At 47.2% G+C, this 15,798-nt stretch carries 14 protein-coding genes, 1 tRNA gene and 1 pseudogene; 5 read left to right on the top strand and 11 right to left on the bottom strand.

The features are described 5' to 3' along the window. Window positions 1–123: 123 nt before the first annotated feature. A complete protein-coding gene (locus BOCO_RS05385) occupies window positions 124–1,137 on the bottom strand; it encodes an aldo/keto reductase (protein WP_094723072.1) in 1,014 nt (337 codons plus the stop codon). Between the two features lie 152 nt (window positions 1,138–1,289). On the opposite strand from BOCO_RS05385, the gene BOCO_RS05380 reads away from it, so the two are divergent. After that, window positions 1,290–1,362, top strand: a tRNA-Lys gene (locus tag BOCO_RS05380). Between the two features lie 233 nt (window positions 1,363–1,595). On the opposite strand, the gene BOCO_RS05375 is transcribed toward BOCO_RS05380, so the two are convergent. From BOCO_RS05375 to BOCO_RS07600, 5 genes are all read right to left on the bottom strand, one after another. Next, on the bottom strand, window positions 1,596–2,309 hold the full coding sequence (locus tag BOCO_RS05375; RefSeq protein WP_275542070.1) for an ABC transporter permease: 714 nt from the start codon (window positions 2,307–2,309) through the stop codon (window positions 1,596–1,598). A gap of 14 nt (window positions 2,310–2,323) precedes the next feature. Continuing rightward, window positions 2,324–3,232 (bottom strand): ABC transporter ATP-binding protein, encoded by a 909-nt coding sequence (locus BOCO_RS05370; RefSeq protein WP_094723121.1) that lies wholly within the window; start codon window positions 3,230–3,232, stop codon window positions 2,324–2,326. Window positions 3,233–3,927: 695 nt separating this feature from the next. Next, a complete protein-coding gene (locus BOCO_RS05365; protein WP_094723070.1) occupies window positions 3,928–5,367 on the bottom strand; it encodes an FtsX-like permease family protein in 1,440 nt (479 codons plus the stop codon). Between the two features lie 97 nt (window positions 5,368–5,464). After that, the gene (locus BOCO_RS05360; protein ID WP_158520422.1) at window positions 5,465–6,175 is read right to left on the bottom strand and encodes an ABC transporter ATP-binding protein; all 711 of its coding nucleotides are present in this window, start codon (window positions 6,173–6,175) and stop codon (window positions 5,465–5,467) included. Window positions 6,176–6,516: 341 nt separating this feature from the next. Continuing rightward, window positions 6,517–6,648: a hypothetical protein gene (locus BOCO_RS07600; protein WP_275542069.1), complete on the bottom strand. Its 132-nt coding sequence runs from the start codon at window positions 6,646–6,648 to the stop codon at window positions 6,517–6,519. Between BOCO_RS07600 and BOCO_RS07685 the strand changes: the two genes are divergently transcribed. Further along, a complete protein-coding gene (locus BOCO_RS07685) occupies window positions 6,625–6,744 on the top strand; it encodes a DUF2599 domain-containing protein (protein WP_094723068.1) in 120 nt (39 codons plus the stop codon). The genes BOCO_RS07600 and BOCO_RS07685 overlap by 24 nt on opposite strands. Window positions 6,745–6,863: 119 nt before the next feature. Next, entirely contained in the window at window positions 6,864–7,091 is a 228-nt protein-coding gene (locus BOCO_RS05350) for a hypothetical protein (RefSeq protein WP_094723067.1), read from the top strand. A gap of 1,327 nt (window positions 7,092–8,418) precedes the next feature. Here the strand turns inward: BOCO_RS05350 and BOCO_RS05345 are convergent. Beyond that, window positions 8,419–8,766 (bottom strand): MerR family transcriptional regulator, encoded by a 348-nt coding sequence (locus tag BOCO_RS05345; protein WP_158520421.1) that lies wholly within the window; start codon window positions 8,764–8,766, stop codon window positions 8,419–8,421. 79 nt (window positions 8,767–8,845) lie between these two features. On the opposite strand from BOCO_RS05345, the gene BOCO_RS05340 reads away from it, so the two are divergent. Then, window positions 8,846–9,220, top strand: coding sequence for a carboxymuconolactone decarboxylase family protein (locus BOCO_RS05340; protein ID WP_094723065.1), 375 nt, complete (start codon window positions 8,846–8,848; stop codon window positions 9,218–9,220). A gap of 460 nt (window positions 9,221–9,680) precedes the next feature. Here BOCO_RS05340 and BOCO_RS07680 read toward each other — a convergent pair whose 3' ends face one another. Both BOCO_RS07680 and BOCO_RS07675 read right to left on the bottom strand, forming a co-directional pair. Further along, window positions 9,681–9,812 carry a catalase gene (locus BOCO_RS07680; protein WP_420835406.1) on the bottom strand — a complete coding sequence of 44 codons (132 nt, stop codon included), beginning with the start codon at window positions 9,810–9,812 and terminating at the stop codon, window positions 9,681–9,683. A 68-nt stretch (window positions 9,813–9,880) separates the two neighbouring features. Beyond that, window positions 9,881–10,066 (bottom strand): annotated as a pseudogene (locus BOCO_RS07675) (catalase); the annotation flags it as partial. 2,098 nt (window positions 10,067–12,164) lie between these two features. Here BOCO_RS07675 and BOCO_RS05330 point away from each other — a divergent pair. After that, the gene (locus BOCO_RS05330; protein WP_094723064.1) at window positions 12,165–13,370 is read left to right on the top strand and encodes a DUF7927 domain-containing protein; all 1,206 of its coding nucleotides are present in this window, start codon (window positions 12,165–12,167) and stop codon (window positions 13,368–13,370) included. A 135-nt stretch (window positions 13,371–13,505) separates the two neighbouring features. Here the strand turns inward: BOCO_RS05330 and BOCO_RS05325 are convergent, their stop codons facing one another. Beyond that, a complete protein-coding gene (locus tag BOCO_RS05325; RefSeq protein WP_420835405.1) occupies window positions 13,506–14,621 on the bottom strand; it encodes a glycoside hydrolase family 172 protein in 1,116 nt (371 codons plus the stop codon). A 259-nt stretch (window positions 14,622–14,880) separates the two neighbouring features. Further along, a complete protein-coding gene (locus BOCO_RS05320; protein ID WP_094723120.1) occupies window positions 14,881–15,774 on the bottom strand; it encodes a carbohydrate ABC transporter permease in 894 nt (297 codons plus the stop codon). Window positions 15,775–15,798: the final 24 nt, after the last annotated feature.

Raw genomic sequence — 15,798 nt, 5'->3', positions numbered from 1 at the left:
AAGAAATTCTTTACGCAAGTCTCATTAGCAGGCAATGGCCCCTCCCTGCCACTGCCCTATGAACCTCGGGTATTGCAAGAGCAACAAGGATTAGTGCCTTTTTTTCAAAGCATTAGTGCCCTCTTAACGAGATGAAACTGTGGTTCCCGCAAGAGGTCTATCACCCGGACGAGCCAATGGTCCGACAAGTTCATGAGCCACGTATGGTTCCTCTACATAGGCAACATCTTCGGGACTAAGCCTGACGTCCAGAGCACAGACTGCCTGTTCAACCCTTTCCGGCGACGAGCAGCCGACAATGGGCGCCGAAGGTCCATGCGCCCAATGCCAAGCCAAAGCCACCTGCGCCATGCTCACACCGTAACGTTGAGCAAGGTCATGCACCCGCTCAACAATTGGCAGGTCCTTATCTCTATCTGCATCATATTTGCTACGGAGCACGGTGTCAGTTTGCGAACGCAAGGAATCTGAATTCCAGGTAGACCGAGCTAGGTGCCCAGAAGCGAGGGGACTGTATGGAGTAGGCAAAGCCCCATATTGACGAGCTACCGGCAGTAATTCACGCTCATCCTCCCGGTAGAGCAAATTGTAGTGGCATTGCAGGCTGGATAACGGAGCCCAGCCGTTCTCCTGCGCAACAACCTGGAGATTGTGGTACTGGTATGCATACATTTCACTGGCACCCAAGGCTCGAACTTTGCCCTCTTCTACCAATTCGTTGAGAGCTCCCATTGTTTCTTCTATCGGGGTCTCGTAATCGAAACGATGAAGAATATAGAGATCCACATAATCCGTCCCTAACCTAGAGAGGCTACCTTCAATTTCGCGCTTAATAGCTTTTGCACAGGAGTGGCCTTCATTGAAGTACACCTTAGTAGCTAAAACCACTGCATCTCTCGGTATGGCAAGCTTTTTCAACGCTTTCCCGATGAACTCCTCACTAGTCCCTCGAGCGTACACATTAGCAGTGTCAATAGCATTGACACCAAGTTCAACAGCCTTAGCTATAACTGACTCCGTAGTAGCCTGATCCACAGTCCACACGTGCTGCTGCGGGTCCGGCTCCCCAAATGACATTCCTCCAATAAACATGGGAGAAATTCGTATACCTGACGCACCTAATTCTATATACTCCATTGTTTCGTCTACCTATTCAGCCGTCGAACGAGAATTTTAGAACAATTACCCCCACTATATAGCGTTCAAATTATCGTAAATCTTGAGGTTCAACAAAGTCAACGCACGAAGAACTTGCATTGAAACGATCAAGCTGTAAAATAGTGTACGTTGCCCCTCTGGCTCAATGGTTAGAGCAGCGTCCTTTTAAGTCGTGGGTTCTCGGTTCGAATCCGAGGGGGGGCACTTTGATCGCACGAAGTTTCTTGATTGCAGTAATGTCAAAGCAGTTTTATTGTTCCAAACGGCATCATTTTCCACTACTGGTATTTGTACAAGTACATGACCCTTTATAGCGTCTGCCTAATAGTTTTAACTCGTCTGCTCAACAATACAACCTTCTGTCTGGATTGTTGCAGCACTACAAACTAGAACATCAATTCTGGTTTGTAGTCACAGCTACCGATTGTCAGACATACTCACTTCCAACGAAGCCCATATACAGAAATAAGACCCAGGGGAATGCACCCTATGGCGAGATATACCAACCCAAGCCAGGCATGAGGCCAGGTACCAGAGCCAATCAACATCATCGAGAGAGCCTCTCTCATGTGATATATCGGAGTGTATGGTGCAATAGTCTGCATCCAAGACGGCAACATTTCTACAGGCATCATGGCTCCACCAGCAAAGCCCAAGGGCAGGATGATAATGTTCGCAAGCATGGACACACCTGCCATGGAAGGAACTAGTAGCGCAATGATGACGCCCAAGAAAAAGAAGAAAAGGTAACCAAAAACCAATGGCAACAATCCTAGTAATGCTGTAGGTTTGAGAACCATCCCCAAAACTACACCCATTATGGTGAGCACCAAACCTTGCGCCAGCAAGAAAACAACACCAACAAAAGCCTGAGAGAGGATAATCACATTTGAAGACAGCGGAAAGTTGCGGAGCACCCGAAGCATGCCATTTTCTCGCCAGGTAGCAAGGTGTGTGGCCCCCGCAAAGATACCAACATAAGCCGCACCGAAAGCGATCACATTAGCACTAATCTGACTGGTAAGGTCAAGACCAGGAACTGCTCCCTTCATAGAGAACACCAAAATCAGCAATAGGGCCATAGGAAAGATGAATGTGAATATGAGCGTGCTCCAATCACGAAGATCACAGCGAAACATCACCCTGAACATAGTTTTGCAGTTTTTCATTCAACGCTGTCCTTTTCTAGAAGGCGGAGGTAGACGTCTTCAAGACTCCCATCTTTGACTTGCGCCTGATGCGTATTGATTCCACTAGCAGCCAATTGCGCGAATGCTGCTCCAGTATCGGTGGTGTGTATCGCCAATCCATCGGAAGTAACTCTTACACTATCTGGTCCTACCAGCTGAGCTACATCATCTACCTGCTGTAAGGCATTGGGCAGTAGAATGGTTGACCCCATTTTTGCTTGAGCGATAAGTCTGCTGGGACTGGCCGTCACGAGGATGTGTTGATCCGCTAAAATGGAGACCGTGCTACACAGTCTCTCTGCCTCATCCAGATGATGCGTTGTATACACAATTGTGGTAGCCAATCGCTCACTAGATTTGAGGAGGCTGACTAGATTGTGACGAGCCTCCGGGTCAAGTGCTGCTGTCGGTTCATCCAGAAACAGTAAGCGAGGGGAATGAATGACAGCCGTCGCAATCGCCAGTCGCTGTTGTTCGCCACCAGACAATGACTCAACCCGAGTAGCTGCCACATGATCTAGTTTCAGCGCATCAATAAGCTCATCAGCATGTGACCTCGGCACCTCGTAAATATCCGCTACCGCAGTGAGGTGCTCTCTGAGAGTTGTTTTAGGAAAGAAGGAAGACTGCTGAGGTTGAACGCCAATTTTACGAAGTAGAGCCACATTCCGCGGATAGGGTACTGTGCCTAGAACCTGTACCGTACCCTCAGTTGGTTTTCGCAAACCCTGCAATACCGTAAACAGGGTTGTCTTCCCTGCACCATTGGGTCCAATAATTCCGTGGAAGGATCCCTCTTCAACCTGTAATGAAAGATGAGAGAGAATCGTCTTGTTCTTAATTCGAACGGTGAGATCCGAGACACTCACTTCAATATCGCTCATTTCAGAGCCTTTCACAGTCGATGTTCAGACCGGGCCACTGCTGCACGGTCAGATTCCTTAAGCTGTTCTCAACATCAGCAACAAACGTGCTTACTTGCTCGTGCAATAAGTCGAAAAATACTAGCGACCTCCTACACCTGGCAAGTGCCAACCATCAACATCGTCATTCCCACCACACATCCTCACTGTGAGCTCGTACCATGCGCCCTTATTATGCGTCCCCTTACACATAATCAATAACCACACTATTCGATCGACTTTCCTTGCAAAACAACCGATCTTGAACATCCCCTGTACATACAATAACAGATATTTCGTAGCATATCGCCAACACATCTAGTTAGCCCTATGTATGCGCCGCTCGGCCCATCACTAACTCTTATTAAATCAGCTGCATTACAGAATTATTCGAAACCGCATCAAAACATGGGGAAAACTGTGCCTGACCAATAGAAAATCATAAATAAGATTTGAGATAAAACCGAGACCATCCTTCACACAGGAAACTTCAGTAACTGACACAACGCAGTCCATATATTCCAATGAAACCAAACTGACACCCATCAAAGCCAACAACACACAAAACAAAAAGAATCGCACCCCAAGTTTGCCAAGAACATCACAACACAACCAACATTCCCGGCAAACCACAGGCAAACAAAACTTTAGGTTCTTGTGTTAGGCACGATTCTCTGTTATTCACCTATGGAAGCTTGAATGGTAGCGATTGCTGGTTGTTTCAAGGTAGCGTGTGCCATCACAAAAGTTGCAATCGATCCAATAGCAAGAATAGGGACACCCAAGGCAATGAAGAGACTCCACGGGAAGATTACCGAAAAGCTCTTGGAGAGCGGCAAGTATGCAACGGCGGTGGCAGCGCCAACCACAAAGGTCGCTCCAGCTGCAAGGAGAATACCTGTCATCATTAGAATGAAGCCATCCAAAGCAGATATCAGGAGAAGCTGTTCCGGACTTGCACCAGCTATGGAAATCAGAGCTAGATCAAGGTTGCGTTCCTTGGCAGAGATGGCGAAACTTGCAACCGCACCGATGAGAGCAATAAGAAGTGCTGCCCAAAATCCTGAAAGTATCTCCAACGGGCCACCAGACGACATGTTCTCTAGCCCAGGAATTTTCTGTATGGAAGTAGCACTAGTCTGTCCTGCCGCGAGCAGACCACCGACTAAAAAGAGGCAGGATGTCAAAGAAACGATTGTGGAGCCGAAGGCTTTACCCCGACTCCTCACAACAGCTTGTGAGCGCGCTATCTTCCACACAGCTGAAGGAGACGGAACCAAGTTGGTCCAGAGCCGAGTAACCCATCCGATAACAGAACCGCCTGCACGAGATAACGCGATGAGCAAAAGAATAATAGCTAGCAGTGGCCCGCTGCTGGTGGTACTGAAAACACCAATGATTTGCTCTCTACTCATAGTTTGAGGATTACGGTGGGCTAAATAGAGACTGGTAGACAGTGGTATCAAAAGAACGATCAAAGCCGCTACAAATAAGGCTTTACCACGAGAGTGTTTGTCATTAATAAGCACCTCATCACCGTGAGCACGACCTAAGGTTTGGACAGGAACCGTCTTTTCTAATTCTCGCAAAGTCAGACGGGTCGCCAGTAGGGCGACAACAATACCTGTAGCCAAACTCATCAAAGCCGATCGCAGAAAATTGTGCCAAGTAAAAACAAAAGGCATCGGCATTTTCATACCTGAGGAATGGAAATCAAGAATCCGCGGAGCAAGAACCGGAGATAAGACTAACCCCACTAGAGATGCCAATAGAGTCAGAACCACGACCTGTAGCATGGTGAACAACAAGACCTGACGTGGCGTGGCCCCCAAAAGAGACAGAAGAGCCAACTCCTGCCGTCGTTGCCGAATCGAAGCCTGAAGAGTCTGCATAATTACCAAACAGCCAAGGATGATGGCGGTTCCGTATACCAAGCTCAGGCCAGAGGCGAGATGTTTAGCAGGGTCCCTCGTCTCATCCGAAATTCCCATATAATAACTGTTGATTCCCATGCTCACGCCCATAGAACATAAAATTGTCTGCGTGACAACCAGCACTAACAAGACCCCAGACCAGATATCTTTGTTGACCTTTAAATCATTTAAGGCCCACTTCATAAGTCACACCCCCAGTCAAACTGCATGACTGGCATTTTCCCAAGAGAATGTGAGACACAAGAGAGTCGTTCCACTAATACAACCGTATGAGCAATCATCACACTTGCACCCCCGATGGCGCAGAACCATTGAGGTTGCCGTCCTGCATTATATAGACAAAGTCGCAGAGCTTAGCCAGACGCCAATCATGGGTGACAATAATAACGCACTTACCAGGTCGATGAGCAAAAGCCTTTAACTCTTCAAAAACCAATTGTCCTGTACGTTGGTCAAGCGCACCCGTTGGCTCGTCAGCAAATACGACATCCGGATCAGCCACCAGCGTGCGGATCAAAGCCACCCGCTGCTGCTCCCCACCTGAGAGCGAGCCAGCAGCATCACCATCGTGTCCATTTAGACGAAACCTCGTAATGAGTTCCGAAATTCTCTCACTACTAACTTTGCGACCTGCAAGATTTAAAGGCAGTTGAATGTTATCCCACACACTCATTGATGGAACCAGGTTATAGGCCTGAAAAACGAAACCTATGTGCGTTCTACGAAAGAGTGCCAGATCTCGTTGGTCTTTTTCGTGAATTGCCTCACCCAACACCCACACGTTGCCTTGTGAGACAGGTTCCAAACCAGATAAGCAATACAACAAAGTACTTTTCCCACATCCAGATGGTCCCGTGATTGCAGTCATTCCACTACCAGCGGTAAAAGCAAGTCCACTGAAAACCGGTGTTGAAGTTCCGTCACCAGAGACAAAACTTTTACCCAGATTATCTGCAACAATCATATTATTGTACTGAGCGCCCGTATCCATAGCAATTTCACCGCCTAACATAGTTGTTATATTGGTTTATGAGACAACACAGTCCATTACGCTGGATCAACGTCTTACCTGTATCCGTGAAAATACCATGTTCAACACGGGTTACCATGTCAGAATACAACAATTCATCAATTACGAACAGTTTTAACTAGTACTTAGGGTTCAATGAGCCTCAGCTATAAATATGGCACTTACATCGCTTCAACCTAAATAATTAAGACAGATAGTCGAGTTACTCTCATGCACGGAAAAGGCAAGCAACTGAGCATAGCTTATCCGAACTATAGTACCAACGTTAATGAATTCGTACGGAGAGTAGAAGACTACCTTACCTAAGAACTCTCATATGATAAATCCCTATTAGCCATGATTACCAAACCAACAATAGCGCTTGCCAGCACTATGCCAATAGCCGCTCGAGAGACAGAAATGTACATGGTATGTTTAACCAGTATGAATGCCATTTCCATTTTGCCTTTTGGAAATCAGCTTTCAATCTTGAACCTGACAGGCCCAACCCTAGTTTTGGTACTTATTTAGCAAAACTGTGTAACCCATAGCATTTTTCGCTGGCGTTTACGTTGGAAGGTTACTTTATGTCCCTCTACCGTAACTATTATTCAGTCTTAACCACGTTATACTAGCTCGCTTTAGCTTAAGATTATGGAGGGAGATACCCATGAAAGTGCTTGCACTTATTATGAATGCTCTGAGCCTCCTTGGCTTAGCTCTCACAGTCTATATGCAAATAAAAACTGGAGTCTATAGCGATGAGCATGCTGACCTTTATAGTCAGTTCGATCAATCACAGTCGAGTCTTTTGTGGATTTGTATCTTGCTGTTCTTTATCCTTTTTATACTTTCACTCTCAGTGCTGCTCTACTTCTCAGAGCAAACAAAAAAATAACCCTTCAATGAAGAGAAGCTGGCTTTGTCGTATTGCCCTCGGAGCAGGCTGCAAGCCAGAAGAATATAGCTGTTATGTCTGCTCACTAACTGACGAAGAGTCACACTAGACCCCCCGTCCATCGACTGCACTTGGCGGGTTCTAGGGATCGTTGCAACACTCGTCTGATTGGGGAGATGGATGAGTGGGTGCTGCGAAGTGTTTGTGGGTGCTCGGTGGCTTGGCTTACGAAGGCCGTGGAGATATGCCAGGCCCGGAGGGGTGGCGTAGTGCGAGCCTTGGAATCGGGATTGAACTTCACTCAGGCAGCCGGCCTGGCGGAGGCAAACGCACTGGTAAGGTCTGGTGTAACGGGCACACCAGGGTTTGTGACCGCAACGAGGACCGAATGTTCCTGGCCCTGACTGACTCTTGCCCCCCCCCGGCAAGGCCTGGGCGTGCAGGCCATGGCTCATCTTCTGGACCACAGCCTCTCGAGTGTGTCGTGCGAGCTGCGGCGCAACGCCCACCCGGTCGACGGTATCCACCAACCCCGGAGGGCCGGACTATGCAGGCTAATTCAACTGCCAGATACGTCCACAACCTAACAAACCAGCGAAATTTAGTTATATTTGAACGCCAATCATGCAAAAAAAATAACGTAACGCTGCACACTCTACTAAAACATTGCGATACAAAGCCATGAATATTTCCTAAATGCAAGAGAATTCTTCGCTTATTCCCCCCCCCCCAATCTTTTAAGTCGTGGGTTCTCGGTTCGAATCCGAGGGGGGGCACTGGCTGAACTAAGCACCTCGGCCCCAAGCAGCCAAGGTGCTTTTATTACCATTTTTTATCTGGCGACTAAGCGCCATCAACGAGTCGGACTCTCTTTCTGTTTCTCTTCAAGTTTTTCGACATTCTTGTGGCATCGAGCAGCTCGTCAAGCGAGACCCCGAGAACATCCCCCTATGCCCAGAACGTCTTCGAATCGCAAATGCCGTGAACCAGGTAACATTTGCGAGAGTGCCGCTAGAGTAAAGAGACCTATGCATCAAGCGTTTGTCGTAATTCCACGCATAGCAGTTAACGGAAAACGGGAAGGGGTGGGCGCGGCACATTTCCTCGTCAACAGCGACGGTGTCTCGTTGAGTCGAATCCAGACCGTCCAACAAGGAAGTCCTTTCCTTTCTCCGACATAAGCCCAAAGGTTGGTTGGCTCCCATGGAAAAGGCAGTAAGTCGAGATAGAAGCAATCACGGGCATGGACTTCGACCCATACGTCTTCTTCGGGCATACCGTGGACAGCGGACGCGACTTTGCACGAAGGACAATCGTTGCCGAAACCTCACATCATCTGCCGGTAGATGTCGATTTTCCTGTCGATGAAATCCATCTGCCCTTGAACCTCCCGCATTTTTGCCGTGAGCTGCTCACGCTGGCAGTACAGCATATCCAACCGCTCAGGAATGGTCGAATCGCCATGCTCGCGCAGACGCGAGTATTCCTCGACCTGGGCCAAGGACATACCTATGCCCAACAGGCGCTGCACAAAAGCGATCCAAGAAAGATCCTGTTCCCTGTATTCCCTGTATCCTTCCGGAGATCTCATGGGTCGCAGGATGCCTCTGCGTTCGTAATATCGGAGGGTGGACACAGGCAACTGTGTCCTGTCCGAAACCTCACTGATTCTCATATTCCCTCCACTTGCCCTAAACCTTGGTTCATATCCTACTCTGTAAAAAGCCATACAACACCAAGATGAAGGAGCAGTCATGGACGAGTCTAGATTTGAACGCGGTTCGAGTATATTGGATGCCATCGATGGGCAGGGCGGTCAGGCAGTCATTGATTCACTGCAGGACATAGCACCCGAACTGGGGAGGTGGATCGTGGAGTTCGCGTTCGGCGACGTGTATGCCAACCAGACGCTTGATGCCAGGCAGCGTGAACTTGTGACCTTAGGAAGCCTGGTGACTCAAGGCGGAACCGAACCCCAGCTGGAGGTCCACATCGCCGCAGCTTTACATGTGGGACTCTCCCGGGCCGAAGTCGTCCAGGCCATCCTCCAAACCTCCCCCTATGTCGGGTTCCCGAGGGTCATCAATGCAGTCAATGTCGCCAGAACCGTTTTCCAACGTCATTCCTGACAGTGCCCTTGGGCGCGACCACGAGCGCGGACGTGTCCAAGGGCCATACCGAGCCTTATGCACACTGGGCTGGGTGAGGGTCAGGAGATCAATACCCAGATTCCTCCACCCACGTGCCGCCACGAATCCAAACTATGCGTAGATACCGTCCATAGAGAGACCTGAAGCTATGGCGACACGTTCACCGTACTCGCGGTCCGTTGTATAGAACTGTCTGGCCTGCAGCGTCTTGATCTCCTCGCCACCCACCATCCACAGTGTCCCGGCGATGGTGTGTCGATGAGGCGATCTTTCTGATCCGCACTCATGAGACGTTAGAGATCCCCTGCCTGGGAATAGTGGTCCGTCACGTATGGCTTCGAGTACTCGGTCTCTCCGTGGAGTTAGTCGGGATGCATACGAGTGCCGTTGTTTTCGACCGGTACATGATGGAGTTCGGCTCGTAGTTCACTGAGGATTCCTATCCCTGCGACATGAATCCGTCACGCTCGTAGTTGTACACTTCGTTGACCGTATGCTGATGGAGTTGCTCGTAGTGCGCTCCCAGGCGGTAGCACTCAACATCCTTATAGCCGAATAGGTGACCTTGCAGGAGTTTGCCGGGCGAAGGTTCGATGCCGGGATGCCGGGAACGAGGTTCGCAGACGAGAACGCTAATTCCTCGACTTCATCGAAGTAGTTGACGGGATTCTCGTTCAGGGTGAATTTACCTATCTCAATGCAGAGATAGTCCTTTTGGGAAACGGTCTTGGTCACGTCGAAGATGTCGTACTTATAGTTGAGGCCCTCTTCATACGGCAGGATCTGTATGCACACCTTCCATGACGGATAGTCCTTGCGGTCGATGGTGTCATATCTGCATTAACACAGCGCAAATGTCCGGGCGAAGTCATCGAAAGAGAGTTGAAAAACAGTTGAAACTGTAACTCATAGCAGACATTTGGTCCATGAATGATTACCTTTCATTACACAAGGTTCTACCTTGGTTGTATATATTTGATGCGTTTCCGTACTGTCATATGCATGCGTGCTAATCTATGAAGCTCTGGCTGAGGAAGCAAGGAATATCCTATAGTGAGTTTTCTTCTTTACTTAGTCAGACACTAGCGAACATAAGCAACAAAGTGAATGGAGTTACCCGATGGCAGGAACATGATCTAATTTGCCCACACAATATGTTTGGTCTTTCTGCTGATTTTGTTCTTGGGTTGTCTTCCACATATAACACGAAGGAGCTTGCTACCACACCTTAATAAAGGGTTCTACCTTTTAAGTAGAACCATTATGTAACACACTCTAATCCATAAACTATAAGCTTTCAGACTCATATCTTGCCGGATTACATCTGAAAGCCCCAGTCAAAAGGGAGTTCACACATGCGTAATGATACCAATGTAGCATGTCGTTCGCATATTATTTATTCCACATGCTCTATTTCGGATTCGTGGACGTTAAGTTGTAAACATTTTTTGAACACCGCTATACGACATTCATCTTTTGTGGCACAGCTGCCACAAAAGATGACCAAAGTAAACGACAATTTATCTCTACTAGATATTCTACACATTTGAGTATAAGATTTTTTATAATCTTCGTACTGTCACCTAAAAGGTTTCGTGCTCGAATCTAAAGAGACACTTGATATTAAGAAAACAGCGCAATTCAATTATCGCAAGGCCAGTTTTATTGACACACAGAATGGGTCAACCAACTCTCATGCATAATCAATTCACTATATCCAACCTACAATTTCGCCATATATATCACAATTACCAATATTAAAGTCCAACTAACATTCGACTTCATCAGGCAAGCAGTAAATCACCATACCAATTAATCATAAACATACAATTTCTAAAATCTCGCGTTATTTCAAACAACCAGTAGCACAAGTGCAATTCCAGTCTTTTCCAATTTTTGACATGTTGATATGACTTGCTAATACAGCATTGCATTTATGCGACTCGTTGACAATATCATACATAGACGAATAACTACTATCTTTCTATCTACGTCAGCTAATCTTTACCAATTGGAATGATTAATAAACATGAAAAAACAAGTTTGCCTTCGTATTAACCGCAAATTTACTGTGCCTCTGATCTTACAAATAAGGTTCCAGCTTGTTATCCTATATAATTATTTCATAGCTGCATGATCCTTTGCAAGCTGTTCTTTGTCTTTTCTTGTCATTGAATGACCACTGTGTGAGTATTTTTACTTTCCCGAAGTTAAAACCATCATCGGATGTTCTTTTGTTTTATAGCCGCACTCACTTAGTCACTACTATGTAGCGAATTTTTTTCTACGATGATATTATAGGCATGCTCGATGGGCAAGCAGAAGGCATACAAATATTTGCATATGTGTGTATATATTAAAAAACTAAGTTGGATTTTTCAGCTTCTATGTACTGCAATGGTCAGTCTGATAGCAGTATCCATGCCCGAAGCATTTATCCTACCCCCCCCCCGCGAATGCAATAACAAGCTCTAGAAATGATGGCCTCGTTGTCAATATTTCCCCAGATGTTGTCGCTCAAGGCTCACCTGACGGGTTTACTTTAACCATAAGCGATGCAAATACCAGTGAGACTAATTTCGCTTCCTATTCACTTTCTGGAGTTCCTTCAGGCTGGTCGGTTTACGGTCCGGAAAAACTAATCCCCATTCCCCCAGATCCAATCATTTATTCTTTCAGTAAGACTATCAAAATAATCCGCGTAGTTCCTCCCTCTGATTTCAGTGGCACACTTAGTGACGTTAAAGTCTCGCGAATTACAAAATCACCGAATCTTATTACCGATTTTGACCACGGTTCTTTTGACTACATTGGACAATCTCATCCAAAGCTCCCCGACGGATCATCACCATACAAGTACCACAATCCACAAACTGCCTATGAGGACCATCCTGACGATGTAGATACAGTACAGTACGGACCGATGGATGGTTACTACTCTATTTGGCCAACAGGTGACATGAACGGACCTGATGTAAAACAAGACTGGTGGTGGGAAGGAACAACACGTCCTTATAACAACTACTGGGCCGATATTAGAAGCATTGATAAGCCCATGCAAATACCTACCAGTGACGAAATCACCGAAAATTGGATGACTGGCGGACAGCACACATCATCCGTTAACACTAGAGTCGTAAGTAATGATGAATCATCTCAATCAGGTAAACTTCTGATCGTAAATGGTTCTCGGAAGTTTCCCATCCCTCACGACATTATCAAGACGACAGTCAGGGGTTTGAAACCACACACTGACTACACCGTACAAGGCTTTATAGCTAATCTTAGTGACTATCCATACAGCGACCACACTGTCGATCCAGTTCAGCTTGGATTCGTAGTTAATGAAAATTTCATAGGCACATCACAAGAATCACCCAAACAAACAGGAGCTCTCAATAGCCAGACCCACTGGACTCCCATTTCCTCTATCGTCAACACTGGAGATAGCAACGAGCTTACCATTAGCGCACGTAACTATAAAGAAGGTAGTTGGGGCAACGATTTCGCTATCGATCAGCTATCCCTGTATCCATTAGCGACAGCTTCAGCGAAACTCGCTGTTAATGTTCCCGGTTATGACTTCAAGAAGTCATCAGACCCCAAAACCGGGTCCAAGGTCATGCCCGGAGACGTAATCACCTACACCCTCCAAGGCATCAACACCGGCCAAACCGACCTGCTCCAAGTGAGCGTCAACGACAACCTGACCGATGTACTCAAACACGCTGACCTGCTAGAAAACCCAGTCTCCGATATCGGAGACGCACACACTGTGTCCAACGGCATACTCTCTTGGAAAGGATCTTTCAATCAAGGCCAAACCGTCCACATCACATACAAAATCCGAGTACACGATGGAAACAAAGCAGCATGGAACGTCAAGTTCGAAAACCATGCCACCAGCCAAGCCACACCGCCTGGCAACGTTCCACCCATCACACCACCAGAAGGACACACCGACCACCACACACCACAAAGACCAGCAACTTCAGAGCAGCCAATAGATTACGATCTTGCAAACACGGGATCTAATGTTATTCTCATGCTCATTGCTACATCATTACTACTTGTTGGAGCATTAGCTGCTGTTCTCATAGAACGGAGTGGATATTTTAAAAAGAGTTAACAAAACTTGAAAGGTAAAATCGGTAACTACACGCTGTCTTACTAGACTGAATGACAATATCTCAATCGTCCGTATGGCAGCGTTTTTATATTACAACTAGCAATGCAACCGTTAGTATAAGCGCAGTTCACCTACCTATCTGGGTTGACGGCCGTACCGATCAGCCAGTGGCGGGAAGGACTGGTGGGGCTCCAGCTGGTACCAGTAGGCCACCGACGCTAGGTCGTCAGACCTTTCAAAAAGTCCCATTTCATCAGTACCAATTTGTTGAATTTCTACCCGAATGTCTTTTTGAAAATATATGGGATCTGCCATATGCCAGCGGTATAAACCACGCATAACGGGTGCAGATTGATCCCAGTAATCACTCTCCCTGCCAAGTAACCGTTGAGAACGGAAGGGGAACCCCATGAAAGGACCGCTATAGGTTTGCTCATGCATGGAACCCTGTTCATTAAAACCAGCAAAGCTCCAAGCTCCACCAAAGTAATCTTCCGTACCTGTAGAACACCAGGTGGGATATTCATCATCACCATCCATATAGATTTTCACCTCACCTTCTCCCCACCAACGACTTTCCAAAGCCGTCAGCGCAAGGTAGGTACCCAGGTAGGTACCTCGCCCACGAACCCCATCCAAAATTACGTAATCCTGAGCGAGACTGGTAACCTTCTGCCTGCGCCACTGTGCATGGAAACGCATTGCTTCCGCAGGTAAAGAGTCTAGCTCTGTGTAATCAATTTGATAGAAAAAGGCAGGTACATCTTCATTATGATCATTACGCAGCACGATTTTTGCATGTTCAAAGGGCATAGCAAAAAAGCAGTTAAAACCACGGTTCGGATTCACCATAACGGGCAGCGAATTAACCTGACAAGCTTGCGCATGCCCGCAGCAAAAGAAATCACCTATAGGGCACTCCACCGATGGGGTTTGCTCACCATCCCAGTAGAATTCCAAAATCAGGTTACGCAACACATTAGGCCCGGTCGGCGAGGTTTTATCGGTCACTGTCATCCAGATATGCCGTATGATTCCTGGTCCGTCCACATCCATCAGCGTCACTGACTCCCCTGATTGAACAGTATTCAAGCAAGGTGTTCCTTTCCGGGAAGGACCCAGATGACTAGCTGTCATAGCTGCCTGCCCTTTACCACCGGTAGGGTTTTCCGCGTTAACACAGCGCGAACGTCCGGTCGAAGTCATCGAAAGAGAGTCAAAACTGTTGAAGCCGTAACTCATAGCAGACATTTGGTCCATGAATCATTACCTTTCACTACACAAGGTTCCACCTTGGTTCTATCTTGGTTTTATATAACTTGATGTGTTTCCGTACCGTCATATACATGTGTGCCGGTCAGGGACATCGATCAGTTCGAACAAGCAGCTTTGTTCTGTAGGTTGTGTGGCATTCCGACGCTGCCATCTTCCCTTCTGACTGAACCCACCAAGCTCCCTTGCTTGCAAGTAAGAGAGCTCAGTACTGGTTCAGGTCTGTTTTGTTTGCACACTATTTGACTGCTCCAGCAACTATGCCTTGGTTGAGCTTGCGCTGGAAGATGATGTAGAAAATAATGGTCGGAATGATGCTCAGCAAGGAGGCAGCAGCCAGCTGAGTAGCATCAATAGTGTGTTGCCCTTGCAAAGCAGACAGGGCGAGAGGAACTGTCTGCACACTGTCGTCCATCAAAAAGGCCATTGGAATCATGTACTCATTCCAGGTCCATACAAAGAAGAAGACAAACAGCACGCTAATGGTCGACCAAGAGATAGGTAGCACTACCTTAATGAGGGTCTGCCAACGGGTAGCTCCGTCGATAGTTGCAGCTTCCAAGATTGCCTGAGGGAAAGTACTGTAGACTGCTGACAGCAAGTAGGTACCGTAGGCACTTTGGACCACCGTAAAAATAATGATGATAGACAGTTGCGTATTGTAGATACCTGCCTCTTTGAACATGGTGTAGAGGGGGTAGAGCAGTGCTTCCTGGGGCATCATATTCGCCAGCATAATCAGCAAGATAATCCAACGATTCCCCTTAACTCTGCCGATACCGAGAGCAAAAGAGTTGAGCACCGAAAGCAGCACACCCAACACAGCCACCACCAGTGAAATCACGAAGCTGTTAAGGAATTTCAGCGGAAAATTGCTAGATTTCCAGAAGGATTCGATACCGCGCATAGTTGGATGGGCCGGCAAAGTCAATGGGCCGGTGGCATTGTAATCCGCAATGGTTTTGAACGCGTTCATAGCCAATATGATGAGTGGGAACAGCATAATCAGTGCACCCACAATCAGCAGGACCAGCGTCATCCAATCAGCCCATGTCCTGATGTGCTGAGACTTATTGGTTTTGCGAGACCTGCTGGCTTCCGCATCAGCCGCCTGTGAAGTAGGTGCCTGCATAGTTGCTTGTGACATTTCTATAGC

Origin of the sequence: Bombiscardovia coagulans (genome assembly GCF_002259585.1) — a bacterium.
Lineage (GTDB): Bacteria > Actinomycetota > Actinomycetes > Actinomycetales > Bifidobacteriaceae > Bombiscardovia > Bombiscardovia coagulans.
The sequence above is the reverse complement of the archived record's forward strand: the minus strand, read 5'-3'. Positions and strand labels throughout refer to the sequence as shown.

Excerpts from the sequence above, each read along its gene's own strand:
- BOCO_RS05385 (WP_094723072.1), bottom strand. The coding sequence starts at position 1,137 with ATGGAGTATATAGAATTAGGTGCGTCAGGTATACGAATTTCTCCCATG.
- BOCO_RS05375 (WP_275542070.1), bottom strand. The coding sequence starts at position 2,309 with ATGTTCAGGGTGATGTTTCGCTGTGATCTTCGTGATTGGAGCACGCTC.
- BOCO_RS05370 (WP_094723121.1), bottom strand. The coding sequence starts at position 3,232 with ATGAGCGATATTGAAGTGAGTGTCTCGGATCTCACCGTTCGAATTAAG.
- BOCO_RS05365 (WP_094723070.1), bottom strand. The coding sequence starts at position 5,367 with ATGAAGTGGGCCTTAAATGATTTAAAGGTCAACAAAGATATCTGGTCT.
- BOCO_RS05360 (WP_158520422.1), bottom strand. The coding sequence starts at position 6,175 with ATGGATACGGGCGCTCAGTACAATAATATGATTGTTGCAGATAATCTG.
- BOCO_RS07685 (WP_094723068.1), top strand. The coding sequence starts at position 6,625 with ATGTTTAACCAGTATGAATGCCATTTCCATTTTGCCTTTTGGAAATCA.
- BOCO_RS07600 (WP_275542069.1), bottom strand. The coding sequence starts at position 6,648 with ATGGCATTCATACTGGTTAAACATACCATGTACATTTCTGTCTCTCGA.
- BOCO_RS05350 (WP_094723067.1), top strand. The coding sequence starts at position 6,864 with ATGAAAGTGCTTGCACTTATTATGAATGCTCTGAGCCTCCTTGGCTTA.
- BOCO_RS05345 (WP_158520421.1), bottom strand. The coding sequence starts at position 8,766 with ATGAGAATCAGTGAGGTTTCGGACAGGACACAGTTGCCTGTGTCCACC.
- BOCO_RS05340 (WP_094723065.1), top strand. The coding sequence starts at position 8,846 with ATGGACGAGTCTAGATTTGAACGCGGTTCGAGTATATTGGATGCCATC.
- BOCO_RS05330 (WP_094723064.1), top strand. The coding sequence starts at position 12,165 with ATGGATGGTTACTACTCTATTTGGCCAACAGGTGACATGAACGGACCT.
- BOCO_RS05325 (WP_420835405.1), bottom strand. The coding sequence starts at position 14,621 with ATGTCTGCTATGAGTTACGGCTTCAACAGTTTTGACTCTCTTTCGATG.
- BOCO_RS05320 (WP_094723120.1), bottom strand. The coding sequence starts at position 15,774 with ATGCAGGCACCTACTTCACAGGCGGCTGATGCGGAAGCCAGCAGGTCT.